The organism is Novosphingobium sp. IK01 (genome assembly GCF_033242265.1).
Taxonomy (GTDB): domain Bacteria; phylum Pseudomonadota; class Alphaproteobacteria; order Sphingomonadales; family Sphingomonadaceae; genus Novosphingobium; species Novosphingobium pituita.
Genome location: NZ_BTFW01000001.1, coordinates 3,325,100 through 3,345,473 on the forward strand (window position 1 = coordinate 3,325,100; position 20,374 = coordinate 3,345,473).

A 20,374-nucleotide genomic window follows, 5' to 3' on the forward strand; every position below is an offset into this window, starting at 1 on the left:
GAGGACAACCGCCATGGATTTGGCTGTCGTTGAATTGTCCAGGCTTCAGTTTGCGCTGACAGCCATGTACCACTTCCTGTTCGTACCGCTCACGCTTGGGCTGTCGTTCATGCTGGTCATCATGGAATCCATCTATGTGATCACCAAGCGGCCCATCTGGCGGATCATCACCCGTTTCTGGGGCAAGCTGTTCGGCATCAACTTCGTGCTCGGGGTCGCGACGGGCCTGACCATGGAGTTCGAGTTCGGCACCAACTGGGCCTACTACTCGCACTACGTGGGTGACATCTTCGGTGCGCCGCTGGCCATCGAAGGTCTGATGGCCTTCTTCCTTGAAGCCACGATGGTTGGCGTGATGTTCTTCGGCTGGGATCGCCTGAGCCGGGTGCAGCACCTGTTCGTCACCTTCCTGACCGCACTGGGCACCAACCTGTCGGCCCTGTGGATTCTGGTCGCCAACGGCTGGATGCAGCACCCCGCCGGTGCCGCGTTCAATCCCGAAACGATGCGCATGGAAGTGACCGACTTTTCGGCCGTGCTGTTCAACCCCGTGGCGCAGGCCAAGTTCGTCCACACCGTGTCCGCCGGCTATGTCTGCGGCGCGACGTTCGTGATGGGCGTTTCGGCCTGGTACATGCTCAAGGGCAAGTACACCAATATCGCGCGCCGCTCGATGATGGTTGCTGCCGCCTTCGGTCTGGCCTCTTCGCTCTCGGTCGTCGTTCTCGGTGACGAAAGCGGCTATGCCCTTTCCGACAACCAGAAGATGAAGCTGGCCGCGATCGAAGCCATGTGGGAAACCGAAAAGGCTCCCGCTGCGATCACCGCCTTCGGTCTCCCCGACAACGATGCCCACGTCACCCATGCGGCGATCAAGATTCCCTACCTGATGGGCCTGATCGGTACGCGTTCGCTCAGCGGCGAAGTGACCGGTATCCGTGAACTCGTCCTGCGGGCCGACGAACGCATCCACAGCGGCGTGATCGCCTATGATGCGGTCGAAAAGCTCAAGGTCAACCGCAACGACATGGCCGCCCGTGCCGCTTTCGAGGCGCACAAGGCCGACATCGGCTATGCCCTGCTGCTCAAGCGTGAAGTGGCCGACCCGCGTCAGGCCAACGACCAGCAGATCATGGCTGCCGCATGGCGCACCGTGCCCAACGTGACCGCGATGTTCTTCCTCTTCCGTGGCATGGCCCTCATCGGCTTTGGCTTCATCGCCTTCTTCGCCATCGCTTTCTGGCGCGCCTCGGCTTGCCAGTTCAGCTCCACCTGGTTCCTCAAGCTGGCCGTCTGCATGATTCCGCTGCCCTGGCTGGCGATTGAATCGGGTTGGGTCGTGGCTGAAATCGGCCGTCAGCCCTGGGCCGTCGATGGCGTTCTGCCCACTTTCCTTGGCGCGTCCTCGCTGACCGTGCCGCAGATCTGGGCAACCATCGTGGGCTTTACCGCGCTCTATGGTACGCTGGCGGTGATCGAAGTGCGCCTCATGCTCGCCTCGATCCGCAAGGGTCCGATCGAGCATGCGCCTGATGCCGACCACCACGACGCGGGCTTTGCCCCGGTTCCGGCTGAATAAGGAGTAGAGTGAGATGCATATCCCGCTCGATTATGAAACCATGCGCCTGATCTGGTGGGCGCTGCTGGGCGTGCTGTTGATCGGCTTTGCCCTGACCGATGGCTACGATCTGGGCACGGCTGCGCTGCTGCCCTTCGTGGGCCGCAACGACGAGGAACGCCGCCAGGTGATCAATTCGATCGCTCCGCACTGGGAAGGCCACCAGGTGTGGCTGATCCTGGGCGCTGGCGCGATCTTCGCGGCCTGGCCGTTCGTCTATGCGGTCAGCTTCTCGGGCTTCTACCTTGCCATGTTCCTGGTCCTGGCCTCGCTGATCCTGCGTCCGGTGGCCTTCAAGTACCGCTCGAAGAAGCCCGATCCGGCTTGGCGCACGCGCTGGGACTGGGCGCTCTTCGTGGGCGGCTTCGTGCCCGCGCTGGTCTTCGGCGTGGCGGTCGGCAATGTCCTGGTGGGCGCGCCCTTCCGTCTCGATAGCGACCTGCGCATGATCTACGAAGGCAGCCTGCTGGGCCTGTTCACGCCCTTCACCCTGCTCGCCGGGCTGCTCTCGGTGGCCATGGTGGTGCTGCACGGGGCTGGCTGGCTGGCCGTGAAGGTCGAAGAAGGTCCGGTGGCCCAGCGCGCCCGCGCCTATGGCCGTATCGCCGCGATTGCCACGCTGGTGCTCTTTGCACTGGGCGGTGTCATGGTCGCCAAGACCGGCATGGGCATGAAGCTGGTCGGCACGGTCGATACCATGGGCCCGTCGAACCCGCTGATGAGCCACAGCGAAGCGGCTGCTGGCGCATGGATGGCCAATTATGGCCTGCATCCCTGGATGATCCTGGCGCCCGTGCTCGGCTTTGTCGGGCCGCTGGTGGCGCTGGCGGGTATCGGTCGCCGCGCGGCATGGATGAACTTCGGCGGCACGGCGCTGGCCACGGTCGGCATCATCGCCACCGTCGGTCTGAGCATGTTCCCCTTCATCCTGCCTAGCTCGATCGACCCCAACTCGAGCCTGACGGTGTGGAACGCCTCGTCCAGCCACCTCACGCTGTTCATCATGCTGATCTGCACGATCATCTTCCTGCCGCTGATCCTGATCTACACGGCGTGGGTGATGAAGGTGATGGGTGGCCGCGTGACGCTGGCGCAAGTGCGCACCAACCCCGACTTCTACTGAGACAGGGAGACAAGACGATGTGGTATTTCTCCTGGGTTCTCGGCCTCGGCCTGGCCGTCGGTTTCGGCGTGATCAATGGCCTCTGGCACGAGTTCAACTCGCCGGTGGACGACGATCCGGCCATCTGACCGGTTTCGTGATGATCCTTTGAAAAAAAGGCCGGGGAAGGTATCCTTCCCCGGCCTTTTTCGTGCCCCGGCGTTTTATGTGTCTGTTGCGGTCTGGCTTCAGGGGCGGGTGGAGCCGCGCACGACAAGGCGGACGGGCACGCGCTGCGTGGCCGGTTTCTCGCCCGCGATCATGGCCAGCAGCCGTTCGACCAGCAGCGAACCGGCGACCTCGAAGTCGGATTCGACGGTGGTGAGCGGCGGCGTCGACCAGGCCCCGGCGCGCACGCCGTCGAAGCCCACCACGCCGATCTGGTCGGGCACGACATAGCCCCGGCTGGCCAGTTCCTTGAGCGCGCCCAGCGCGATCTCGTCGCTGACCCCGAACAGGCCGTCGAACGGACGCCCGCTGTCGATCAGCGCGGCAGTGGCCAGGCGTCCCTGTTCCTCGCGGGGCAGGCCGCGCTCGATGCGCTGGAGCACGGGTTCGAGGCCCGCGCTCTTCATCGCCGCGGCATAGCCGTCGTAGCGTTCCTTGAACTGGCGCTGGGGCGAGGTTTCCGAGCCCAGGCAGACGATCTGCCGATAGCCGCGCACGAGCATGTGGCGCGTGGCGAGCGTCGCCCCGGCGTGGTTGTCGCTGCGCACCCACGGGAAGCTGTCGTGCGTGGCGCCCCAGCAGACCCAGTTGCTGCCCTCGGGCAGGCTGCCGAAATAGTCCCAGGCGGCGGTGTTCTCGCTCGTGCCGATGACGATCATGCCGTCGGCCTTGCGGCGTTCCTGATAGTGGCCCCAGAAATTGGTCTCGCTGTCCTGAAAGGAGACGAGCACTTCGTAGCCGCGCGCCGAGGCTGCCGCGCAAGTGCTGCCCAGCAGCGCGTAGTAGAACGGGTTGAGGTCCTTGCGGTCCTGTCCGGGGCGGCAGACCATGACCACCGCGAGCGTGCCGGTCTTGCCCCGGCGCAGGCGGGCGGCGTTCTCGTCGACCTGATAGTTGAGCTTGCGCGCCGCTTCCATCACCCGCTGGCGGGTGGGGGCGCTGATCGAGGGGTCGCCGGCCAGCGCGCGGCTGACCGTGGATTGGCTCACGCCCGCCGCTTCGGCGACGTCGAACGAGGTTACGCGGGTAAGACGCCTTTCGGCCATGGTCGGTTCTCTTCTCGGTCGGCGCTCTAGCGGAAGCTGTCTTTGGCTGCGCGCAAGGCGGCAAAGGTGGCCACGGCATCGCCGCCGCCCCAGCGGGCCTGCAAGGCCGGATCGTCGGCCCGCAGGAAAGGATTGGTGGCTGCCTCGCGCGCCAGCACCGTGGGAACGGTGGGTAGGCCTTGTGCGCGCCGCGCTTCCACTTCGCCTGCATAGGCGATCAGCGCGGCGTTGTCAGGATCGGCGTGGAGGGCAAAGCGGGCGTTGCTGGCGGTATATTCGTGGGCGCAATAGACGCGGGTGGCCGCAGGCAGGGCCTTGAGCCGCGACAGGCTGTCCCAGAACTGGACGGGGGTTCCCTCGAACATCCGGCCACAGCCCAGCGCGAACAGGGAATCGCCCACGAAAGCCAGAGTGCCGGTCGTTCCGTCAGCCAGCGGCACGTCGTCGAAGACATAGGCGACATGGCCGAGCGTGTGGCCGCCCACGGCCAGCACGCGGATGGTGAAGGCGCCAAGCGTCACCGTGTCGCCGCCTTCGCGCGTGCCGTCGACGGTACGCGTAACCCCTGCGATTTTGGGGGCATCGATGGCCGGGGCGGTGATCGTCGCGCCCGTGGCCGCGGCAATCGCGGCATTGCCGCCGGCGTGATCGGCGTGCCAGTGGGTGTTCCAGATCTGGGTGATGGTCCAGCCGCGCCGGGCGGCTTCGTCCAGATAGACCCCGGCGTCGGGCGTATCGATGCACACGGTTTCGCCGCTCGCACTGTCGTGCACGAGATAGCCGTAGTTGTCCGACAGGCAGGCAAACTGGTGAATTTCGATCATCGCCCCGCTCCTGGCCCCTTGGCTGGGCCTTATTCCCCGTCCGGCGCTGTCAGGCAGCCGGTGGGTTCCTCATAGCGCAAATGCTGCAAAGCAAAAGCCTGTGAGGAGCCCTGAGCGTGCGGGTTTGCCGGGGCGGCGCGAAATTCAGCCCTGTGCGACGGGTGCGGGGGCAGTGATGTGGGCGAGGGCTGCGACATGGGCAAAGGCCGCGCGGGCCCCGGCGATGGCCTGCGCTTCCTCTTCGGGAGACAGGGGCAGGGCGTCGAGCACCTCGACAAAGGCGCGCCAGTGGGCGGCGGGGCCTTCCTGCGCCGGGGCCAGATGGCGTGCGCCGAATGTATCGGACAGGCCTATCCGCGCGACCAGCTTGCGCAGCACCGCCGCGCCCAGATTCGAGCCTTCGGCGACATAGAGCCAGCCGAGGGCGGTGGCGAAAGGGAGCGATCCGTCGAAGGCGGGCGCGGCGGGCACGGGTGTCAGCCCCAGATCGGCCAGATCCTGTTCGAGCAGCGGCAGGCGGCGGCGCGCGGCAAGGCCGGGGAAGGCCGCGCCAAGCGCGCGATCGGCATAGAGCGCGTCGATATCGCGGTGGAACGCGTGCTGCATGGTCAGGAACGGGGCATAGCCTGCGAGGCTGGCGAAGCTGTCGCGGTCCATCAGCGCCTTGTCGAGCGTGGCGTGGGCCTCGTGGGTGGCGTCGCGCAGGCGCTGGACGCGCGAGGGCGTGGAGGAAGCAGTCATGCCCGTGATGTAGGGATTGCCGGGCCCCAAAGCGAGGGGCGCGGGCAGCAAAAAGGCCCGCCGGACAAGCCGGGCGGGCCCTTTCGTGTTGGTGGCCATGAAAGCCAGCCGGGGCGAACCCCGGCTGAATCTCAGGATCAGCCGGAAGTCTCTTAGCCGCGGGCCTTGAGAGCTTCGCCGAGGATGTCGCCGAGCGAAGCGCCCGAGTCCGACGAACCGTACTGTTCCACCGCTTCCTTTTCTTCGGCCAGCTGGCGGGCCTTGATCGAGAAGTTGGGCTTCTTCGAACGGTCGAAGCCGGTGACCATGGCGTCGATCTTCTGACCGACCTGGAAGCGGTCGGGGCGCTGTTCGTCGCGGTCGCGACCCAGGTCCGAACGCTTGATGAAGCCGGTGGCGCCATCGTCGCCAGCCTGAACTTCGAGGCCGCCGTCACGCACTTCGAGCACGGTCACGGTCACGACTTCGCCGCGACGCAGCGAACCCGAGGTGGCCACGCCGCCAGCAGCCGGAGCGCCCTTTTCGAGCTGCTTCATGCCAAGGCTGATGCGTTCCTTGTCGACGTCCACGTCGAGGACCACGGCCTTGACCTGCTCACCCTTGCGGTGGAGGGCCAGCGCGTCTTCACCCGAGATGCCCCAGGCGATGTCCGACATGTGAACCATGCCGTCCACGTCGCCATCGAGGCCGATGAACAGACCGAATTCGGTCGCGTTCTTGACTTCGCCTTCGACGATCGAGCCAACCGGGTGCTTTTCGGCGAAAGCTTCCCAGGGGTTCTGCTGGGCCTGCTTGAGGCCGAGGCTGATGCGGCGCTTGTCGCTGTCGACTTCGAGCACCATGACGTCGACGCCCTGGCTGGTCGAAACGATCTTGCCGGGGTGGACGTTCTTCTTGGTCCACGACATTTCCGAAACGTGCACCAGGCCTTCGATGCCCGGTTCGAGTTCGACGAAGGCGCCGTATTCGGTGATGTTGGTGACAGTGCCGTGCAGCTTGGCGCCGACCGGGTACTTGGCGGCAACGCCATCCCAGGGATCGCTTTCAAGCTGCTTCATGCCCAGCGAGATGCGCTGCGTGTCCTGGTTGATGCGGATGATCTGGACGCGCACGGTGTCGCCGATGGCGATCACTTCCGAGGGGTGGTTGACGCGCTTGTAGCTCATGTCGGTGACATGGAGCAGGCCGTCGATGCCGCCCAGGTCCACGAACGCACCGTAGTCGGTGATGTTCTTGACCACGCCGTCGATGATCTGGCCTTCCTTGAGGTTCTGGATCAGGCCCGAGCGCTGTTCGGCGCGGGTTTCTTCCAGAACGGCGCGGCGCGAAACCACGATGTTGCCACGGCGGCGATCCATCTTGAGGATCTGGAAAGGCTGCGGCATGTCCATCAGCGGGGTCACGTCGCGCACGGGGCGGATGTCGACCTGCGAGCCGGGCAGGAAGGCTACGGCGCCGTCGAGGTCGACGGTGAAGCCACCCTTCACGCGGCCGAAGATCACGCCTTCAACGCGCTTGCCTTCGCCGAATTCGGCTTCGAGCTTGTCCCAGGCGGCTTCGCGGCGGGCGCGGTCGCGCGACAGCATGGCTTCGCCGTCGGCGTTTTCAACGCGGTCCACGAACACTTCGACTTCGTCGCCGACCTTGAGGCCGTGCGGCTGGCCGGGGGCGGCGAATTCGCGCAGGGCCACGCGGCCTTCGCTCTTCAGGCCCACGTCGATGACGGCCTTGTCGTTTTCGATGGCGGTAACGGTGCCCTTGACCACGCGGCCTTCAAAGCCACCGTTGGCGGCAGCGCCGAGCGTTTCGTCAAGCAGCGCGGCGAAATCGTCGCGCGTCGGGTTGGTCGACATGAAATAGTCTTCCTGTTTCGATGTTTCCGGCCAGGCGGTTGTCTCCGCCGGTCTTTTCTCCGCATGCCTGCCCCATGCAGGATGCGGGCCAAAAGGGCCGATCTGCCCATGCGGGCCGGATGCCCACGCAGGCATTCCCCCGATTACGCAAGGGAACCGGGCGCGCTTAGGCTCACGAGGTCCGAAATGCAAGAAAAACCCTATGGCGCGGCGCGGGAAACGATGGTTTCCTTTGCGCAAGGTCAAGGCGCCACCACGGCGCCGATTCTAATGAATTGGTCATATCAAGCGACCATCATCGTCCGGACCTTGGGAGACGAAGCAATGACCCAGCCTGCCCCTACTCCTGCGCCCAATCTGGCCCAGATCGCCCGTGCGGTGACCGTTCCGACCCGCAGCGGCGTGACGCTCAGCGTCCGTCAGGCCTTTGCCGAGGACGAGCACGCGCTGGCCGTGTTCTTCGATGCGGTCCTTCCCGAAGACCGCCGCTTCCGCTTTCTGGCCGCTGCCGGCCACCTCGACCATGATCGCCTCGCGCCGATGACCCATGTCGATCACTGGCGCACGGAAAGCTTCCTGGCCTTCGATCAGGCGACCGGCGAGCTTGTCGCTTCGGCGGTGCTGGCCTGCGACGCCGAGATGGAAACCGGCGAAGTGGCGATCTCGGTGCGCGGCGACTATCGCGGGCGCGGCGTGGGCTGGGGCATGCTCAACCTTGTCGCCGCCGAGGGCGAGCGCCGCGGCCTTACGCGGGTGATCGCGATCGAGGATCGCGCCAACCATGCCGCGATCGAACTGGAAAAGGATTGCGGCTTCGTGGCCCATGGCGTGGAGGGCGACCCCCACATCGTCATGCTCGAAAAGACGCTGCGCTGACCTTTTTGGCCTGAATTTCAGGCCAGTCTTGCCAGCAGGTCGCGCGCGAAGGCAGAAAGGGTGTCGTCGCGCGCGCCCATGATCACGATACGGTCATCAGCACGGGTGCCGGAGCGGGCGAGGGCGAGCAGCCTTTCGCCCGCTGTGGCGCGGTCACCGATGTGTTCGGCATGGCCGCCGTGGTCGTTGATCAGGCCGACGATCCGTTCCGAGCCCTGGGTGCGGTCCACCGTGCCGCCGAAATAGACCGGATCGGTCAGGATCACGCGGTCTTCCGCGCCCAGTCGCGTGGCGAAGACTTCGGCCAGTTCCGCGCCCATCTGGCGCAGCGGGCCATAGCCATGGGGCTGGAACAGCGCGAGCACGCGGCCCGGATGGGCCTTGAGCGTGGCGAGCGTGGCGGCCACCTTTTCCGGGTTGTGTCCGAAATCGTCGATCACGGTCACGCCAGAGGCGCTCGTGCCCACGATGTCGAACCGGCGGGCAAGGCCCGCGAACGTGCCCAGCGCGGCGGCGGCCTGCGCCAGCGGAACCCCCAGCGCACTGGCGGCGGAAAGGGCGGCCAGCGCATTGGCGAGGTTGTGGCGGCCCGGCACCTTGAGGGCGAGGGGGGCGGTGGAACCATCGCGGCGGTCGATGACCGTGGCGGCAAGGCTGGTCGGCCCTTCCACGATGCTTTCGGGCAGCGCGCTGATCATCGCCTCGGGCGCAAAGCCGAAGGTGATCGCCGCGCGGGCGCGCGGGCGCAGGGCGAGGCTCTCTGCGTCGTCGGCATTGAGCACGGCGACGGGTGCAGCGGCGAGGAAATCGCCAAACAGGACACGCAGTTCCTCAAGGCTTTTGTGATCGAGGCTCACATTGTTGAGCACGGCCACGCGCGGGCGGTAGAGCGCGATCGAGCCGTCGCTCTCGTCCACTTCCGACACGAACACGCCGCCCTGACCAACTCGTGCCGAGGCAAACGGCGCGTCTGCACTCGCAAAATTCTTCATCACCGCGCCGTTCATGATCGTGGGATCGCGCTCCAGCGCGGTCAGGATCCAGCCGATCATGCCGGTCACGGTCGACTTGCCACTGGTTCCGCCCACGGCCACGCCGCAATCGGCGGCGTTGAACAGCCGCGCGAGCAGTTGCGCGCGCGACAGCCGCGCACAGCCCAGTTCGCGGGCGCGGACCACTTCGGGCACGGTGTCTTCGACGGCGGCAGAAGCTACCAGTGTCTGGCGCGGATCGGCCAAGCCGCTGCCGTCCTGCGGGAACAGGGTGAAGCCCAGGCTTTCGAGCCAGGCGAACTTTTCGGGGCTGCGGCCCTGATCGCGCCCCCGGTCGGACCCCGAAACTTGCGCGCCCGCCCCCTTGAGGATCAGCGCGAGGGGCAACATGCCCGATCCGCCGATGCCGCAGAAAAACCAGGGATGGGCGGTGAGCGGCTCGGCAGTCTGGGTGGTCATGGCGCAAGGCCCTACAGGAATTGGGGCGGCAGTGACAAGACGGGCCCCTCCGTCAGGCCTGCGGCCTGCCACCTCCCCATTGCATGGGGAGGATCAAACCCCGGCCTTGCTGATCCTCCCCATGCAATGGGGAGGGGGACCGCCCGCGATAGCGGGTGGTGGAGGGGAATGGACGCCAGACGCAAGCCCCCCTACGAACACCCCATGATCCACATCGCCGTTTGCGCCCCATCCACCCCGTTTACCCGCGACGATGCCGCGCGCGTGGAAGCGCTCGTTGGGCAAGTTCCCGGCCTGTCCATCGCCTTCCACGACCAGTGCTTTGCCAGCGAGGGCCATTTCGCCGGAAGCGACGCCCTGCGCCTCGCGGCTTTCGTCGAATGCGCCAATGATCGGGCGGTCGATGCGGTATGGTTTGCGCGCGGCGGCTATGGCGCGGGGCGGATCGCGCAGGATGCGATGGGGCGGCTGGGAGCGGCGGCGTGCGGCAAGACCTATCTGGGCTATTCGGATGGCGGCGTGCTGCTGGCCGCGCTCTATCGCGCCGGGATCGGGCGGCCCGTCCATGCGCCGATGCCGGTCGATCTGCGCCGGGCCGGGGGCGAGGCGGCGGTGCGGCGCGTGCTCGACTGGCTGGCGGGTGATCCGCAGGGGCTGGAGCCTTCGCTGGTGAGCGAGGCACGGCCCGTGGTCGCCTTCAACCTGATGACGCTCGCGATGATCATGGGCACCCCGGTCATGCCGGATCTGGCCGGGCATGTCGTGATGGTCGAGGAAGTGAGTGAGCACGATTATGCCGTCGACCGGCTGCTGTTCCATGTGACGGCGGGCCTGCAACAGGCGGGGGCTGCCGGACTGCGGATCGGCAGGGTCAGTCAGGTGCCTGAAAACGATAGGCCTTTTGGCTTTTGCGTCGATCAGATGGTACGCCACTGGTGCGACAGGACCGGGCTGGCCTTTCTGGGCCGGGCCGACATCGGGCACGATGCCGATAACCGGATTGTCCCCTTCGGGGTTGCAGGACGGGCGCGGGGTCAATAGGGCCGCGCGAGTTTTTTGAGATCGCCAGCTTTTTTACGGAGTCATTTCACCATGCGGGCATTCGTTTTTCCGGGGCAGGGTAGCCAGAAGGTGGGCATGGGCGCCGAACTCGCCGCTGCCAGCCCCGCCGCGCGCGAAGTGTTCGAGGAAGTCGACGACGCGCTGGGCCAGAAGCTGTTCGAGATCATGACGCAAGGGCCCGACGAGGCGCTGACCCTGACCGAGAACGCCCAGCCCGCGATCATGGCCCATGCCATTGCCGTGCTGCGCGTGCTTGAAAAGGAAGGCGGCATCGCGCTGGCCGACAAGGCCGATTTCGTCGCCGGGCACAGCCTTGGCGAATATACCGCGCTTTGCGCCGCCGGGGCTTTCTCGCTGGCCGATACCGCGCGCCTGCTCAAGCTGCGCGGGCGTTCGATGCAGGCTGCCGTGCCGGTGGGCGAGGGCGCCATGGCCGCGCTGCTGGGCGCCGACATCGAGAAGGCGACGGCGCTGGCCGATGCCGCCGCGCAGGGTGAAGTCTGCACCGTGGCCAACGACAACGACCCCGGTCAGGTCGTCCTTTCGGGCCACAAGGGCGCGATCGAGCGCGCGGTGGCCATGGTCAAGGACTTCGGGATCAAGCGCGGCGTGCTGCTGCCGGTTTCCGCGCCGTTCCACTGCCCGCTGATGCAGCCTGCCGCCGATGCCATGGCGCAGGCGCTGGCCGCCACCCCGCCGCAGGCCTTCCGCGTGCCGCTGTTCGCCAATGTCACCGCTGCGGTGGTGACCGATCCGGCGCAAGTCCAGGCGCTGCTGGTCGAGCAGGTGACGGGCCGCGTGCGCTGGCGCGAAAGCGCGATCGCGATGAAGGAAGCGGGCGTCGAAGCCTTCGTCGAACTGGGCGGCAAGGTGCTCGCGCCGATGATCACCCGCTCGGCGGGCGCGGATCTGGCCGTCACCAGCGTGATCACCATGGCCGACATCGAGGCGCTGGCCAAGGGTCTGTGATTGTCCGGCGCGGCGGGGCCGGGGGCTCCTGCCGCGCTCATTCGGAGCAAAATGTATGGAAAACCGTCTTTTCGACCTGACCGGCATGACCGCGCTGGTCACCGGCGCTGCCGGTGGCATCGGCTCGGCGATCAGCCACGCGCTGGCCCGCCAGGGTGCCCGCCTTGCCCTTTCGGGCACGAATCCGGGCAAGCTGGAAGCCTTCCGCGATGAACTCGTCGTGGCCTATGGGCAGGACCATGTCGCGTTGCCGTGCGACCTGTCGAATGCCGAACAGGTCGAGCAGCTCGTCCCCTCGGCGCTGGCCGCGCTGGGCAAGATCGACATTCTCGTCAACAATGCCGGGATCACCCGCGACAACCTCGCCATGCGCATGAAGGACGAGGAATGGGACGCGGTGATCCGCGTGAACCTCGAAGCGGCCTTCCGCCTGATGCGCAGCGCGACCAAGCCGATGATGAAGGCCCGCTTTGGCCGCATCATCTCGGTCACCAGCGTCGTGGGCGCGACGGGCAACCCCGGTCAGGTCAACTATGCGGCGGCCAAGGCCGGCCTTGTCGGCATGTCGAAGAGCCTCGCGCAGGAACTGGCCAGCCGCAATGTCACCGTCAACTGCGTGGCCCCCGGCTTCATCCGCACCGCGATGACCGACGTGCTGCCCGACGCCCAGAAGGAGGCGCTCAACGCCCGTATCCCGATGGGCCGCATGGGCGAGGGCCAGGATATCGGCGCGGCGGTTGCCTATCTCGCCAGCAAGGAAGCCGGTTACATGACCGGCCAGACCCTGCATGTGAACGGCGGCATGGCGATGTTTGCATGAGGCCTGCCGGGTGGGTGCTGCTTGGCGCGGCGTCGGGGCTGCTTGCCCCGGCGACCGTTCTGGCGCGCCCGCCCGAGGTCATGGCCTGCGCGGTCAAGGCCGCGCCGCCGGGCATCGAGGAGCGCGTGGCCGACGCGCTCCTGACGCCCGGTACGCCCGCCTCGAATGCGACACAGGCCGATGTGCGGGCGATCACCGATGCCTGTGCCTATGATCAATTGCTGACCATGCCCCAGCACGAGGCCTATTTTTCCTATTCGTGGGGCCGCATGGGCCGCGACGCGCTCGACGCGCGGCTGGCTGCCGAGGGGATCGGCAGCGCGGTGATCGACCGCGCGCTCGACATTGGCCCGGGCAATACCAACAACCCGGCCGCCGAGGTAACGAAGGGCGACTTGCGGATCGTGGGCGAGGCGCTCGACGCGGCGGGCAAGGCCCAGGCGAGCGTGACCAGCCGGGGCTGGCAACTGATCACCGCCTGGATCACCGCCACCGCGATGATGTTCAGCGGCCAGCGCGATCTGGAGTGACCGGGCCCCTGACGGCCGGACAATCCCGTATTATTTGCAAGTTTTGGTGCATTTTATGCACAGATTCACCATTCCCCCTTATGCCGAGCCTTGTCGGCAGGCCATGCCGCGCTAAGAAAGATGGTCCGAAACGCGCGAACGGCCACTCTTCCGTGGCTTGGAGTCGTGCAACCAAACCCGGACGGCGCCTGCCCGTCCAGCTTCGGTTCCTCCGGTTTTGCCGTGGGGGCCGGGATCGACACTGGGGATCGAGACGAGAATGAAGGCGACCATCGAACGCGCGACGCTGCTGCGCTGCCTGTCCCATGTCCAGTCGGTTGTCGAACGCCGCAACACCATTCCCATCCTCTCGAACGTGCTGATCGAGGCTTCGGCGGACAATTCGGTGCGCCTGATGGCGACCGACCTCGACCTCCAGATTGTCGAGTCGATGCCTGCCGTCACGGTCGAGGCGCCCGGCGCGATCACCGTTTCGGCCCACCTCCTGTTCGACATCGCGCGCAAGCTGCCCGATGGCTCGCAGGTGAGCCTGGAAACCGCCGACAACCGCATGGTCGTCAAGGCCGGGCGCAGCCGCTTCCAGCTGCCCACCCTGCCGCGCGATGATTTCCCGGTGATCGTGGAAGGCGACCTGCCGACCAGCTTCGAGATCCCCGCGCGCGTGCTGGCCGAACTGATCGACCGCACCCGTTTCGCGATCTCGACCGAGGAAACCCGCTATTACCTCAACGGGATCTTCTTCCACGTCGCCGACGACGTGCTCAAGGCTGCGGCCACCGACGGCCACCGCCTTGCGCGCTATACGCTGGCCCGCCCCGAGGGCGCCGAGGGGATGCCTGACGTGATCGTGCCGCGCAAGTGCGTGGGCGAGTTGCGCAAGCTGCTCGAAGAAGTGCTCGACACCAATGTCCTGCTCGACCTTTCGGCCAGCAAGGTGCGCTTCACGCTGGGCGGCGAACATGGCGTCGTGCTGACCAGCAAGCTGATCGACGGCACGTTCCCCGACTATACCCGCGTGATCCCGACTGCCAACGACAAGCTGCTGCGCCTCGATCCGCGCAGCTTCTACGAAGCGGTGGACCGCGTGGCGACGATCGCCACGGAAAAGACCCGCGCGGTCAAGATGGCGCTCGAAACCGACCGAGTGACGCTCTCGGTGACCAGCCCCGACAACGGCACTGCTGCCGAAGAACTCCCCGCCGACTACACCTCGCAGGGCTTCGAGATCGGCTTCAACGCCAATTACCTGAAGGACATCCTCAGCCAGATCGACGGCGATCTGGTCGAGCTTCATCTGGCCGATGCCGGAGCGCCCACGCTGATCCGCAAGGACGACAAGGCCTCGGCGCTCTATGTGCTGATGCCGATGCGCGTGTAAGCGCCGCTGCGCCAAAGGAAATGCAAAGGGCCTCCCCGGCAGACGGGGAGGCCCTTTTGCTTTCAGGCAGGGTTCGGGCAGGCAGGGTTCGGGGTGAACGTCACCAGCAGGGCCGGGCCATCGTGGCGCAGATCCTGCGTGACGACCACGCAGTCTCCGGCGCCGAGCCTGATGCCGTCGCAGGTCTGGTCTTTCAGCGCCACGAGAAAGCGGTCGGGCGCGCCCGTTACCACAGACCCGTGGGTCAGGCGCTCCATCGACACCGTGCAGGCGCCGCGCCGGACCATGGCGTTGAGATCGCGCACCGGGCCGCCGAGCGGGGTGCCGTGCACGGGCCGGGTCGCATCGAAGCACAGCGGCGCAGAGGCGGCGTCGAGTTCGGCGGCGAGACCTTCCCCGACAAGCGACAGCCTGCCGTCGAGCACTGCCAGCGTGCGCTCGATGCCCGGAAAGGCCGAGAACGGCCCGGCCTGTTCGACCGTGGCCATGCTCAGCCGCCAGATGAAATCGTTCATGCCCGCGCCCGGCGGGAAGACGGCGATCTCGCGCGTTGTCCCCCCGCCGTTTTTCCATGCCATGGCCCGCATCCGGGTCATGGGGATCACTTTCGGGCTCACCCGAGGATGCCGGGCAGGTCCAGCCCCTTTTCGCGCGCGCAATCGAGCGCGATGGGATAGCCCGCATCGGCATGGCGCATGACGCCGGTGGCCGGGTCGTTCCACAGCACGCGTTCGAGGCGGCGGGCCGCATCGGGGGTGCCATCGGCGACGATGACCATGCCCGCATGTTGCGAGAAGCCCATGCCCACGCCGCCGCCATGGTGGAGCGAAACCCACGTCGCGCCGCTCGCGGTGTTGAGCAGGGCGTTGAGCAGCGGCCAGTCGGACACCGCATCGGACCCGTCGGCCATCGCCTCGGTCTCGCGGTTGGGCGAGGCGACCGAGCCGCTGTCGAGGTGGTCGCGCCCGATCACCACCGGGGCCTTCAGTTCCCCGTTGGCGACCATCTCGTTGAAGGCGAGGCCGAGGCGGTGGCGGTCGCCCAGACCCACCCAGCAGATCCGCGCGGGCAGGCCCTGGAAATGGATCTTCTCGCGCGCCATGTCGAGCCAGGTGTGCAGCGCGGCATTGTCGGGGAGCAGTTCCTTGACCTTCTGGTCGGTCTTGTAGATGTCTTCCGGGTCGCCCGAGAGCGCGGCCCAGCGGAACGGCCCGATCCCCCGGCAGAACAGCGGGCGGATATAGGCGGGCACGAAGCCGGGGAAATCGAAGGCGTTTTCGACGCCTTCTTCCAGCGCCATCTGGCGGATATTGTTGCCATAGTCGGTCGTGGGCACGCCATCGGCCTGAAAGGCCAGCATCGCGCGCACATGGGTTGCCATCGAGGCGCGCGCGGCCTTGGCCACGGCCGCCGGATCGCTCTCGCGCTTTTCCATCCATTCGGCCACGGTCCACCCGGCGGGCAGGTAGCCGTTGAAGGGATCGTGGGCCGAAGTCTGGTCGGTCAGCAGGTCGGGGCGGATGCCGCGCCGGTGCAGTTCGGGCAGCACTTCCGCCGCATTGCCCAGCAGGCCGACCGAGACCGGCTTGCCGGTGGCCTTGGCCTCGTCGAGGATGGCCATGGCTTCCTCGATGGTCGTGGCGCTGCGGTCGAGATAGCCGGTGCGCAGGCGAAACTCGATGCGGCTGGCCTGACATTCGATGGCAAGGCACGAGGCCCCGGCCATGACCGCCGCCAGCGGCTGGGCGCCACCCATGCCGCCCAGCCCGGCGGTCAGCAGCCACTTGCCCGAAAGATCGCCGCCATGGTGCTGGCGGCCCATCTCGACAAAGGTCTCATACGTGCCCTGCACGATGCCCTGCGCGCCGATGTAGATCCACGAGCCCGCCGTCATCTGGCCGTACATGGCCAGCCCCTTGCGGTCGAGTTCGTTGAAATGCTCCCAACTTGCCCAGTTGGGCACGAGGTTGGAATTGGCAATCAGCACGCGTGGCGCATCGGCATGGGTGCGGAACACGCCGACCGGCTTGCCCGACTGGACCAGCAGCGTCTGGTCGTCTTCCAGACGACGCAAGGTCTCGACGATCTTGTCGTAGCATTCCCAGTTGCGCGCGGCGCGGCCAATGCCGCCATAGACCACCAGTTCTTCCGGGCGCTCGGCCACGTCGGGGTGGAGGTTGTTCATCAGCATCCGCAAGGGGGCTTCGGTCAGCCACGACTTGGCCGAAAGCTCGGTGCCGGTGGCCGGCTTGATCACGCGGGTATTGTCGATACGGGACATGGGCTCAGCCCTCCGGGTGGGCGAAGGCCAGCGCGGCCTTCAGGATGGTTTGCAGGGTCGCGATCAGCGGGGCCGCGTGTGGCCCGTCATAGGCGGTCGGCCAGTTGGCGGGGGTGGGTTCGTCCGGCTCGTCCATGTAGCCGCGGATCGCCAGTTCCATCTGGATCGCGTGGACGCCGCGTTCGGGGCGGCCATAGTGGCGCGTGGTCCACCCCCCGCGGAACCGGCCATCGACGACGTGGCTGTGGCCCGATTGGGCGCAGACTTCGGCAATCGCCTCGCGCAGGTCGGGCGCGCAAGTTTGCCCGCCATTGGTGCCGATGTTGAACTGCGGCAACTCGCCCTCGAACAGGCGCGGGACATGGCTGCGGATCGAATGCGCGTCATAGAGCACGACGCGGCCATGGCGGGCGCGCAGGCGGGCGATTTCGGCTTCGAGCGCTGCGTGATACGGATCGAACCAGCGCGCACGGCGGCGGGCGATCTCGGCCTCGTCAGGCACCGCACCTGCATAGAGCGGCTCGCCATCAAAGGTCGTGGTCGGGCACAGTTCGGTCGTCGCCTGCCCCGGATAGAGCGAGGCGCCCGAAGGATCGCGGTTGCAATCAATGACCGAGCGCGAAATGCCCGTGGCGACCAGTGTCGCGCCAAGATCGGCGGCAAAGGCGTAGACCTGATCGACCCACCAGTCGGCATCGCGGCGGGCGAGCCAGGGCGAAACGAATGTGTCGCCCACATCGGCAAGGCCACTGCCGACATGGGGAAAGGCGACGACGAGCGGCGCCTCCCCGCGATGGATGGTCAGCCAGTCGTTCATGCCACGCCCGGCAGGGTGGCGCCCGTGCCGCCAAGCAGCGCACCCGAACGGATCAGGCCATTGGCCGCTTCCATGTCGGGGTGGAAATGGCGGTCGTCTTCCAGTGTCGGGACAATCGCGCGCAAGGTGGCGCGTGCGGCTTCGAGCGGGGTGCTCGACGCCAGCGGGGCGTGGAAATCGATGCCCTGCGCGGCAGCCAGAAGCTCGATTCCCAGAACGGCAGTGGCATTTTCCGCCATGTCGAGCAGGCGGCGCGCGCCATGGGCGGCCATCGAGACGTGATCTTCCTGATTGGCCGAGGTGGGGATCGAATCGACGCTGGCCGGATAGGCGCGCTGCTTGTTCTCGCTCACCAGCGCGGCGGCGGTCACTTGCGGGATCATGAAGCCCGAATTGAGGCCGGGGCGCGGGGTGAGGAACGCGGGCAGGCCCGACAGCGCCGGGTCGACCAGCATGGCGATGCGGCGCTCGGCAATCGAGCCGATTTCGCAGATGGCCATGGCGATCATGTCGGCGGCAAAGGCGACCGGCTCGGCATGAAAGTTCCCGCCCGAGAGCGCTTCATCGGTTTCGGGGAAGATCAGCGGGTTGTCCGAAACGCCATTGGCCTCGATTTCGAGGGTGGTGGCGGCCTGACGCAGGACATCGAGCGCGGCGCCCATCACCTGCGGCTGGCAGCGCAGGCAGTAAGGGTCCTGCACGCGCGCGTCGCCTTCAAGATGGCTGGCGCGGATCGCGCTGCCCGCCATCAGCCCGCGCAGCGCATCGGCCACCGCGATCTGGCCAGCGTGGCGGCGCAAGGTATGGATGCGCGGATCGAACGGCGTGTCGGAGCCCTTGGCCGCCTCGGTCGAGAGCGCGCCGGTGACGAGGGCGGAGCGGAACAGCAGTTCGGCCTCGAACAGCCCGGCCAGCGCATTGGCGGTGGAGAACTGCGTGCCGTTGAGCAGGGCAAGGCCCTCCTTGGGGCCAAGCCGGATCGGGGCCAGCCCGGCCTGTTCGAGGGCCTGTGTGGCGGGCAGGCGCACGCCATCGACGATGATGTCGCCCACGCCGATCATCGTGGCGGCCATGTGCGAGAGCGGGGCAAGATCGCCGCTCGCGCCGACCGACCCTTGCGCGGGCACCACCGGGGTCAGCCCGCGCGCCAGCATGGCTTCGAGCAGGGCGACCGTTTCGGGGCGCACGCCCGAGGCGCCCTGCGCGAGGCTGGCGAGCTTGAGGCCCATCATCAGGCGGATCACCGGCACCGGCGAGGGCGCGCCCGTTCCGGCGGCGTGGCTGAGCACGATATTGCGCTGGAGCGTGGCCAGATCCTCGTCGCCGATGCGCACGCTGGCCAGTTTGCCAAAGCCGGTGTTGATGCCATAGACCGGCTCGCCCCGGGCCAGAATGCGTTCGACCGCAGCGGCGCTTTCCGCCACGCGCGGCGCGCAGGCCGGATCGAGGGACGCTGCCGCCCCGCGATAGAGGTCACGCCACTGCGCCAGCGAAACGGCGCCGGGCACGAGCAGGATCGAATTCATTGTCCACTCCAGATGCGGGCATGGAGCGGATTGAACCCCATGCGGTAAACCAGTTCGGCGGGGCGCTCGATGTCCCAGATGGCAAGGTCGCAGCGCTTGCCGGCCTCCAGCGTGCCCCGGTCGGCCAGCAGGCCCAGCGCGCGGGCGGCATGGGCCGTCACCCCGGCCAGGCACTCGGCCACGGTCAGGCGGAATAGTGTTGCGCCCATGTTCATCGTCAGCAGCAGCGAGGTCAGCGGCGACGTGCCCGGATTGCAGTCGGTCGCCAGCGCGATGGGCACGCCCGCCGCGCGCAGGGCGGCGACCGGGGGCAGCCGGGTTTCGCGCACGAAGTAATAGGCGCCGGGCAGCAGCGTCGCCACGGTGCCCGCGCGCGCCATCGCGGCAATACCCGCCGCGTCGCAATGTTCGAGGTGATCGGCCGAGAGCGCGCCATGACGGGCCGCCAGCGCCGCGCCGTGCAGATTGGAAAGCTGGTCGGCATGGAGCTTGACCGGCAGGCCATGGCGCGCGGCGGCCTCGAACATCCGGGCGGTCTGTTCGGGGCTGAAAGCGATGCCCTCGCAAAAGGCATCGACCGCATCGGCAAGGCCCTGCTGCGCCACGCGGGGCAGCACTTCGTCGCACAGCAGCGCGATATAGCCATCGGCATTGCCCGCAAATTCGGGGGGCAGGGCATGGGCGCCCAGAAATGTCGTGCGGATCGAGACCGGGCGCGCCGCGCCCAGCGCGCGTGCGGCGCGCAACATGCGGATTTCGCTCGTCCCATCGAGGCCATAGCCCGATTTGACCTCGACCGTCGTGGCCCCTTCGGCGATCAGCGCGTCGAGGCGGGGCAGGGCGCTGGCGACAAGATCGTCCTCGCTCGCCGCGCGGGTGGCGCGCATGGTCGAGACGATGCCGCCGCCGCCCCGGGCGATTTCTTCATAGGACGCGCCTTCGAGGCGCATCTCGAACTCGGCGGCGCGGTCGCCGCCGTGGATCAGGTGGGTGTGGCAATCGATCAGGCCCGGCGTGATCCAGCGGCCCGCGCAATCGACGATCTCCCGCGCGTCGAGCGCCGGGGCATCGGCCGCAGGCCCGGCATAGACGATCCGGCCATCCCTGGCCGCGATCACGCCGTTGTCCACGGCGCCGATGTCGCCTGCACCGGTTGCCGCCCCCTTCATCGTGGCAAGCCGGGCGTTTTTCCAAATCGTATCGGTGAGCATGCCTGGCGCGATCCCCGGTGCGTGTCGTGTTGCGTGGTGAT

General features: G+C 67.1%; 19 protein-coding genes. 9 read left to right on the top strand and 10 right to left on the bottom strand.

Annotation, left to right across the window (positions count from 1 at the left end; translation table 11 throughout):
• Positions 1–13 precede the first annotated feature (13 nt).
• Genes SBI20_RS15460 through cydX form a run of 3 tightly spaced genes read left to right on the top strand, consistent with a single transcriptional unit; the run spans position 14 to position 2,869 of the window.
• Positions 14–1,579, top strand: coding sequence for a cytochrome ubiquinol oxidase subunit I (locus SBI20_RS15460; protein WP_317975853.1), 1,566 nt, complete (start codon positions 14–16; stop codon positions 1,577–1,579).
• Positions 1,580–1,592: 13 nt separating this feature from the next.
• Entirely contained in the window at positions 1,593–2,741 is a 1,149-nt protein-coding gene (gene cydB, locus SBI20_RS15465; protein WP_317975854.1) for a cytochrome d ubiquinol oxidase subunit II, read from the top strand.
• 17 nt (positions 2,742–2,758) lie between these two features.
• Positions 2,759–2,869, top strand: coding sequence for a cytochrome bd-I oxidase subunit CydX (gene cydX, locus SBI20_RS15470; protein ID WP_317975855.1), 111 nt, complete (start codon positions 2,759–2,761; stop codon positions 2,867–2,869).
• Between the two features lie 99 nt (positions 2,870–2,968).
• Here the strand turns inward: cydX and SBI20_RS15475 are convergent, their stop codons facing one another.
• The 4 genes from SBI20_RS15475 to rpsA form a co-directional block, all read right to left on the bottom strand.
• On the bottom strand, positions 2,969–3,994 hold the full coding sequence (locus SBI20_RS15475; protein WP_317975856.1) for a LacI family DNA-binding transcriptional regulator: 1,026 nt from the start codon (positions 3,992–3,994) through the stop codon (positions 2,969–2,971).
• A 26-nt stretch (positions 3,995–4,020) separates the two neighbouring features.
• Positions 4,021–4,818: a hydroxyacylglutathione hydrolase gene (gene gloB, locus SBI20_RS15480; protein WP_317975857.1), complete on the bottom strand. Its 798-nt coding sequence runs from the start codon at positions 4,816–4,818 to the stop codon at positions 4,021–4,023.
• A 144-nt stretch (positions 4,819–4,962) separates the two neighbouring features.
• Positions 4,963–5,559, bottom strand: a complete 597-nt coding sequence (locus SBI20_RS15485; protein ID WP_317975858.1) for a biliverdin-producing heme oxygenase — start codon at positions 5,557–5,559, stop codon at positions 4,963–4,965.
• 152 nt (positions 5,560–5,711) lie between these two features.
• Positions 5,712–7,547 carry a 30S ribosomal protein S1 gene (gene rpsA / locus SBI20_RS15490; protein ID WP_317975859.1) on the bottom strand — a complete coding sequence of 612 codons (1,836 nt, stop codon included), beginning with the start codon at positions 7,545–7,547 and terminating at the stop codon, positions 5,712–5,714.
• A 189-nt stretch (positions 7,548–7,736) separates the two neighbouring features.
• Between rpsA and SBI20_RS15495 the strand changes: the two genes are divergently transcribed.
• Positions 7,737–8,288 carry a GNAT family N-acetyltransferase gene (locus SBI20_RS15495; protein WP_317975860.1) on the top strand — a complete coding sequence of 184 codons (552 nt, stop codon included), beginning with the start codon at positions 7,737–7,739 and terminating at the stop codon, positions 8,286–8,288.
• Between the two features lie 17 nt (positions 8,289–8,305).
• On the opposite strand, the gene SBI20_RS15500 is transcribed toward SBI20_RS15495, so the two are convergent.
• Positions 8,306–9,739 carry a glutamate ligase domain-containing protein gene (locus SBI20_RS15500; protein ID WP_317975861.1) on the bottom strand — a complete coding sequence of 478 codons (1,434 nt, stop codon included), beginning with the start codon at positions 9,737–9,739 and terminating at the stop codon, positions 8,306–8,308.
• A gap of 204 nt (positions 9,740–9,943) precedes the next feature.
• On the opposite strand from SBI20_RS15500, the gene SBI20_RS15505 reads away from it, so the two are divergent.
• The 5 genes from SBI20_RS15505 (at position 9,944) to dnaN (ending at position 14,498) form a co-directional block, all read left to right on the top strand.
• Positions 9,944–10,780, top strand: a complete 837-nt coding sequence (locus SBI20_RS15505; RefSeq protein WP_317975862.1) for an LD-carboxypeptidase — start codon at positions 9,944–9,946, stop codon at positions 10,778–10,780.
• A 51-nt stretch (positions 10,781–10,831) separates the two neighbouring features.
• Entirely contained in the window at positions 10,832–11,770 is a 939-nt protein-coding gene (gene fabD, locus SBI20_RS15510) for an ACP S-malonyltransferase (RefSeq protein ID WP_317975863.1), read from the top strand.
• A 55-nt stretch (positions 11,771–11,825) separates the two neighbouring features.
• Positions 11,826–12,590 (top strand): 3-oxoacyl-[acyl-carrier-protein] reductase, encoded by a 765-nt coding sequence (fabG, locus tag SBI20_RS15515; RefSeq protein ID WP_317975864.1) that lies wholly within the window; start codon positions 11,826–11,828, stop codon positions 12,588–12,590.
• Positions 12,587–13,120, top strand: coding sequence for a hypothetical protein (locus tag SBI20_RS15520; protein ID WP_317975865.1), 534 nt, complete (start codon positions 12,587–12,589; stop codon positions 13,118–13,120). The genes fabG and SBI20_RS15520 overlap by 4 nt, the downstream gene beginning before the upstream one ends.
• Before the next feature lie 259 nt (positions 13,121–13,379).
• Positions 13,380–14,498, top strand: coding sequence for a DNA polymerase III subunit beta (dnaN, locus tag SBI20_RS15525; protein ID WP_317975866.1), 1,119 nt, complete (start codon positions 13,380–13,382; stop codon positions 14,496–14,498).
• Positions 14,499–14,560: 62 nt separating this feature from the next.
• On the opposite strand, the gene SBI20_RS15530 is transcribed toward dnaN, so the two are convergent.
• Genes SBI20_RS15530 through hutI form a run of 5 tightly spaced genes read right to left on the bottom strand, consistent with a single transcriptional unit; the run spans position 14,561 to position 20,333 of the window.
• Complete coding sequence (locus tag SBI20_RS15530) at positions 14,561–15,094, bottom strand: HutD/Ves family protein (RefSeq protein WP_317975867.1); 534 nt, start codon at positions 15,092–15,094, stop codon at positions 14,561–14,563.
• 17 nt (positions 15,095–15,111) lie between these two features.
• Positions 15,112–16,779 (bottom strand): urocanate hydratase, encoded by a 1,668-nt coding sequence (hutU, locus tag SBI20_RS15535; protein ID WP_317975868.1) that lies wholly within the window; start codon positions 16,777–16,779, stop codon positions 15,112–15,114.
• Between the two features lie 4 nt (positions 16,780–16,783).
• Positions 16,784–17,596 carry an N-formylglutamate deformylase gene (gene hutG / locus SBI20_RS15540; RefSeq protein WP_317975869.1) on the bottom strand — a complete coding sequence of 271 codons (813 nt, stop codon included), beginning with the start codon at positions 17,594–17,596 and terminating at the stop codon, positions 16,784–16,786.
• Positions 17,593–19,122, bottom strand: coding sequence for a histidine ammonia-lyase (gene hutH / locus SBI20_RS15545; protein ID WP_317975870.1), 1,530 nt, complete (start codon positions 19,120–19,122; stop codon positions 17,593–17,595). The genes hutG and hutH overlap by 4 nt, the downstream gene beginning before the upstream one ends.
• A complete protein-coding gene (gene hutI, locus SBI20_RS15550; protein ID WP_317975871.1) occupies positions 19,119–20,333 on the bottom strand; it encodes an imidazolonepropionase in 1,215 nt (404 codons plus the stop codon). The genes hutH and hutI overlap by 4 nt, the downstream gene beginning before the upstream one ends.
• Between the last annotated feature and the right edge of the window lie 41 nt (positions 20,334–20,374).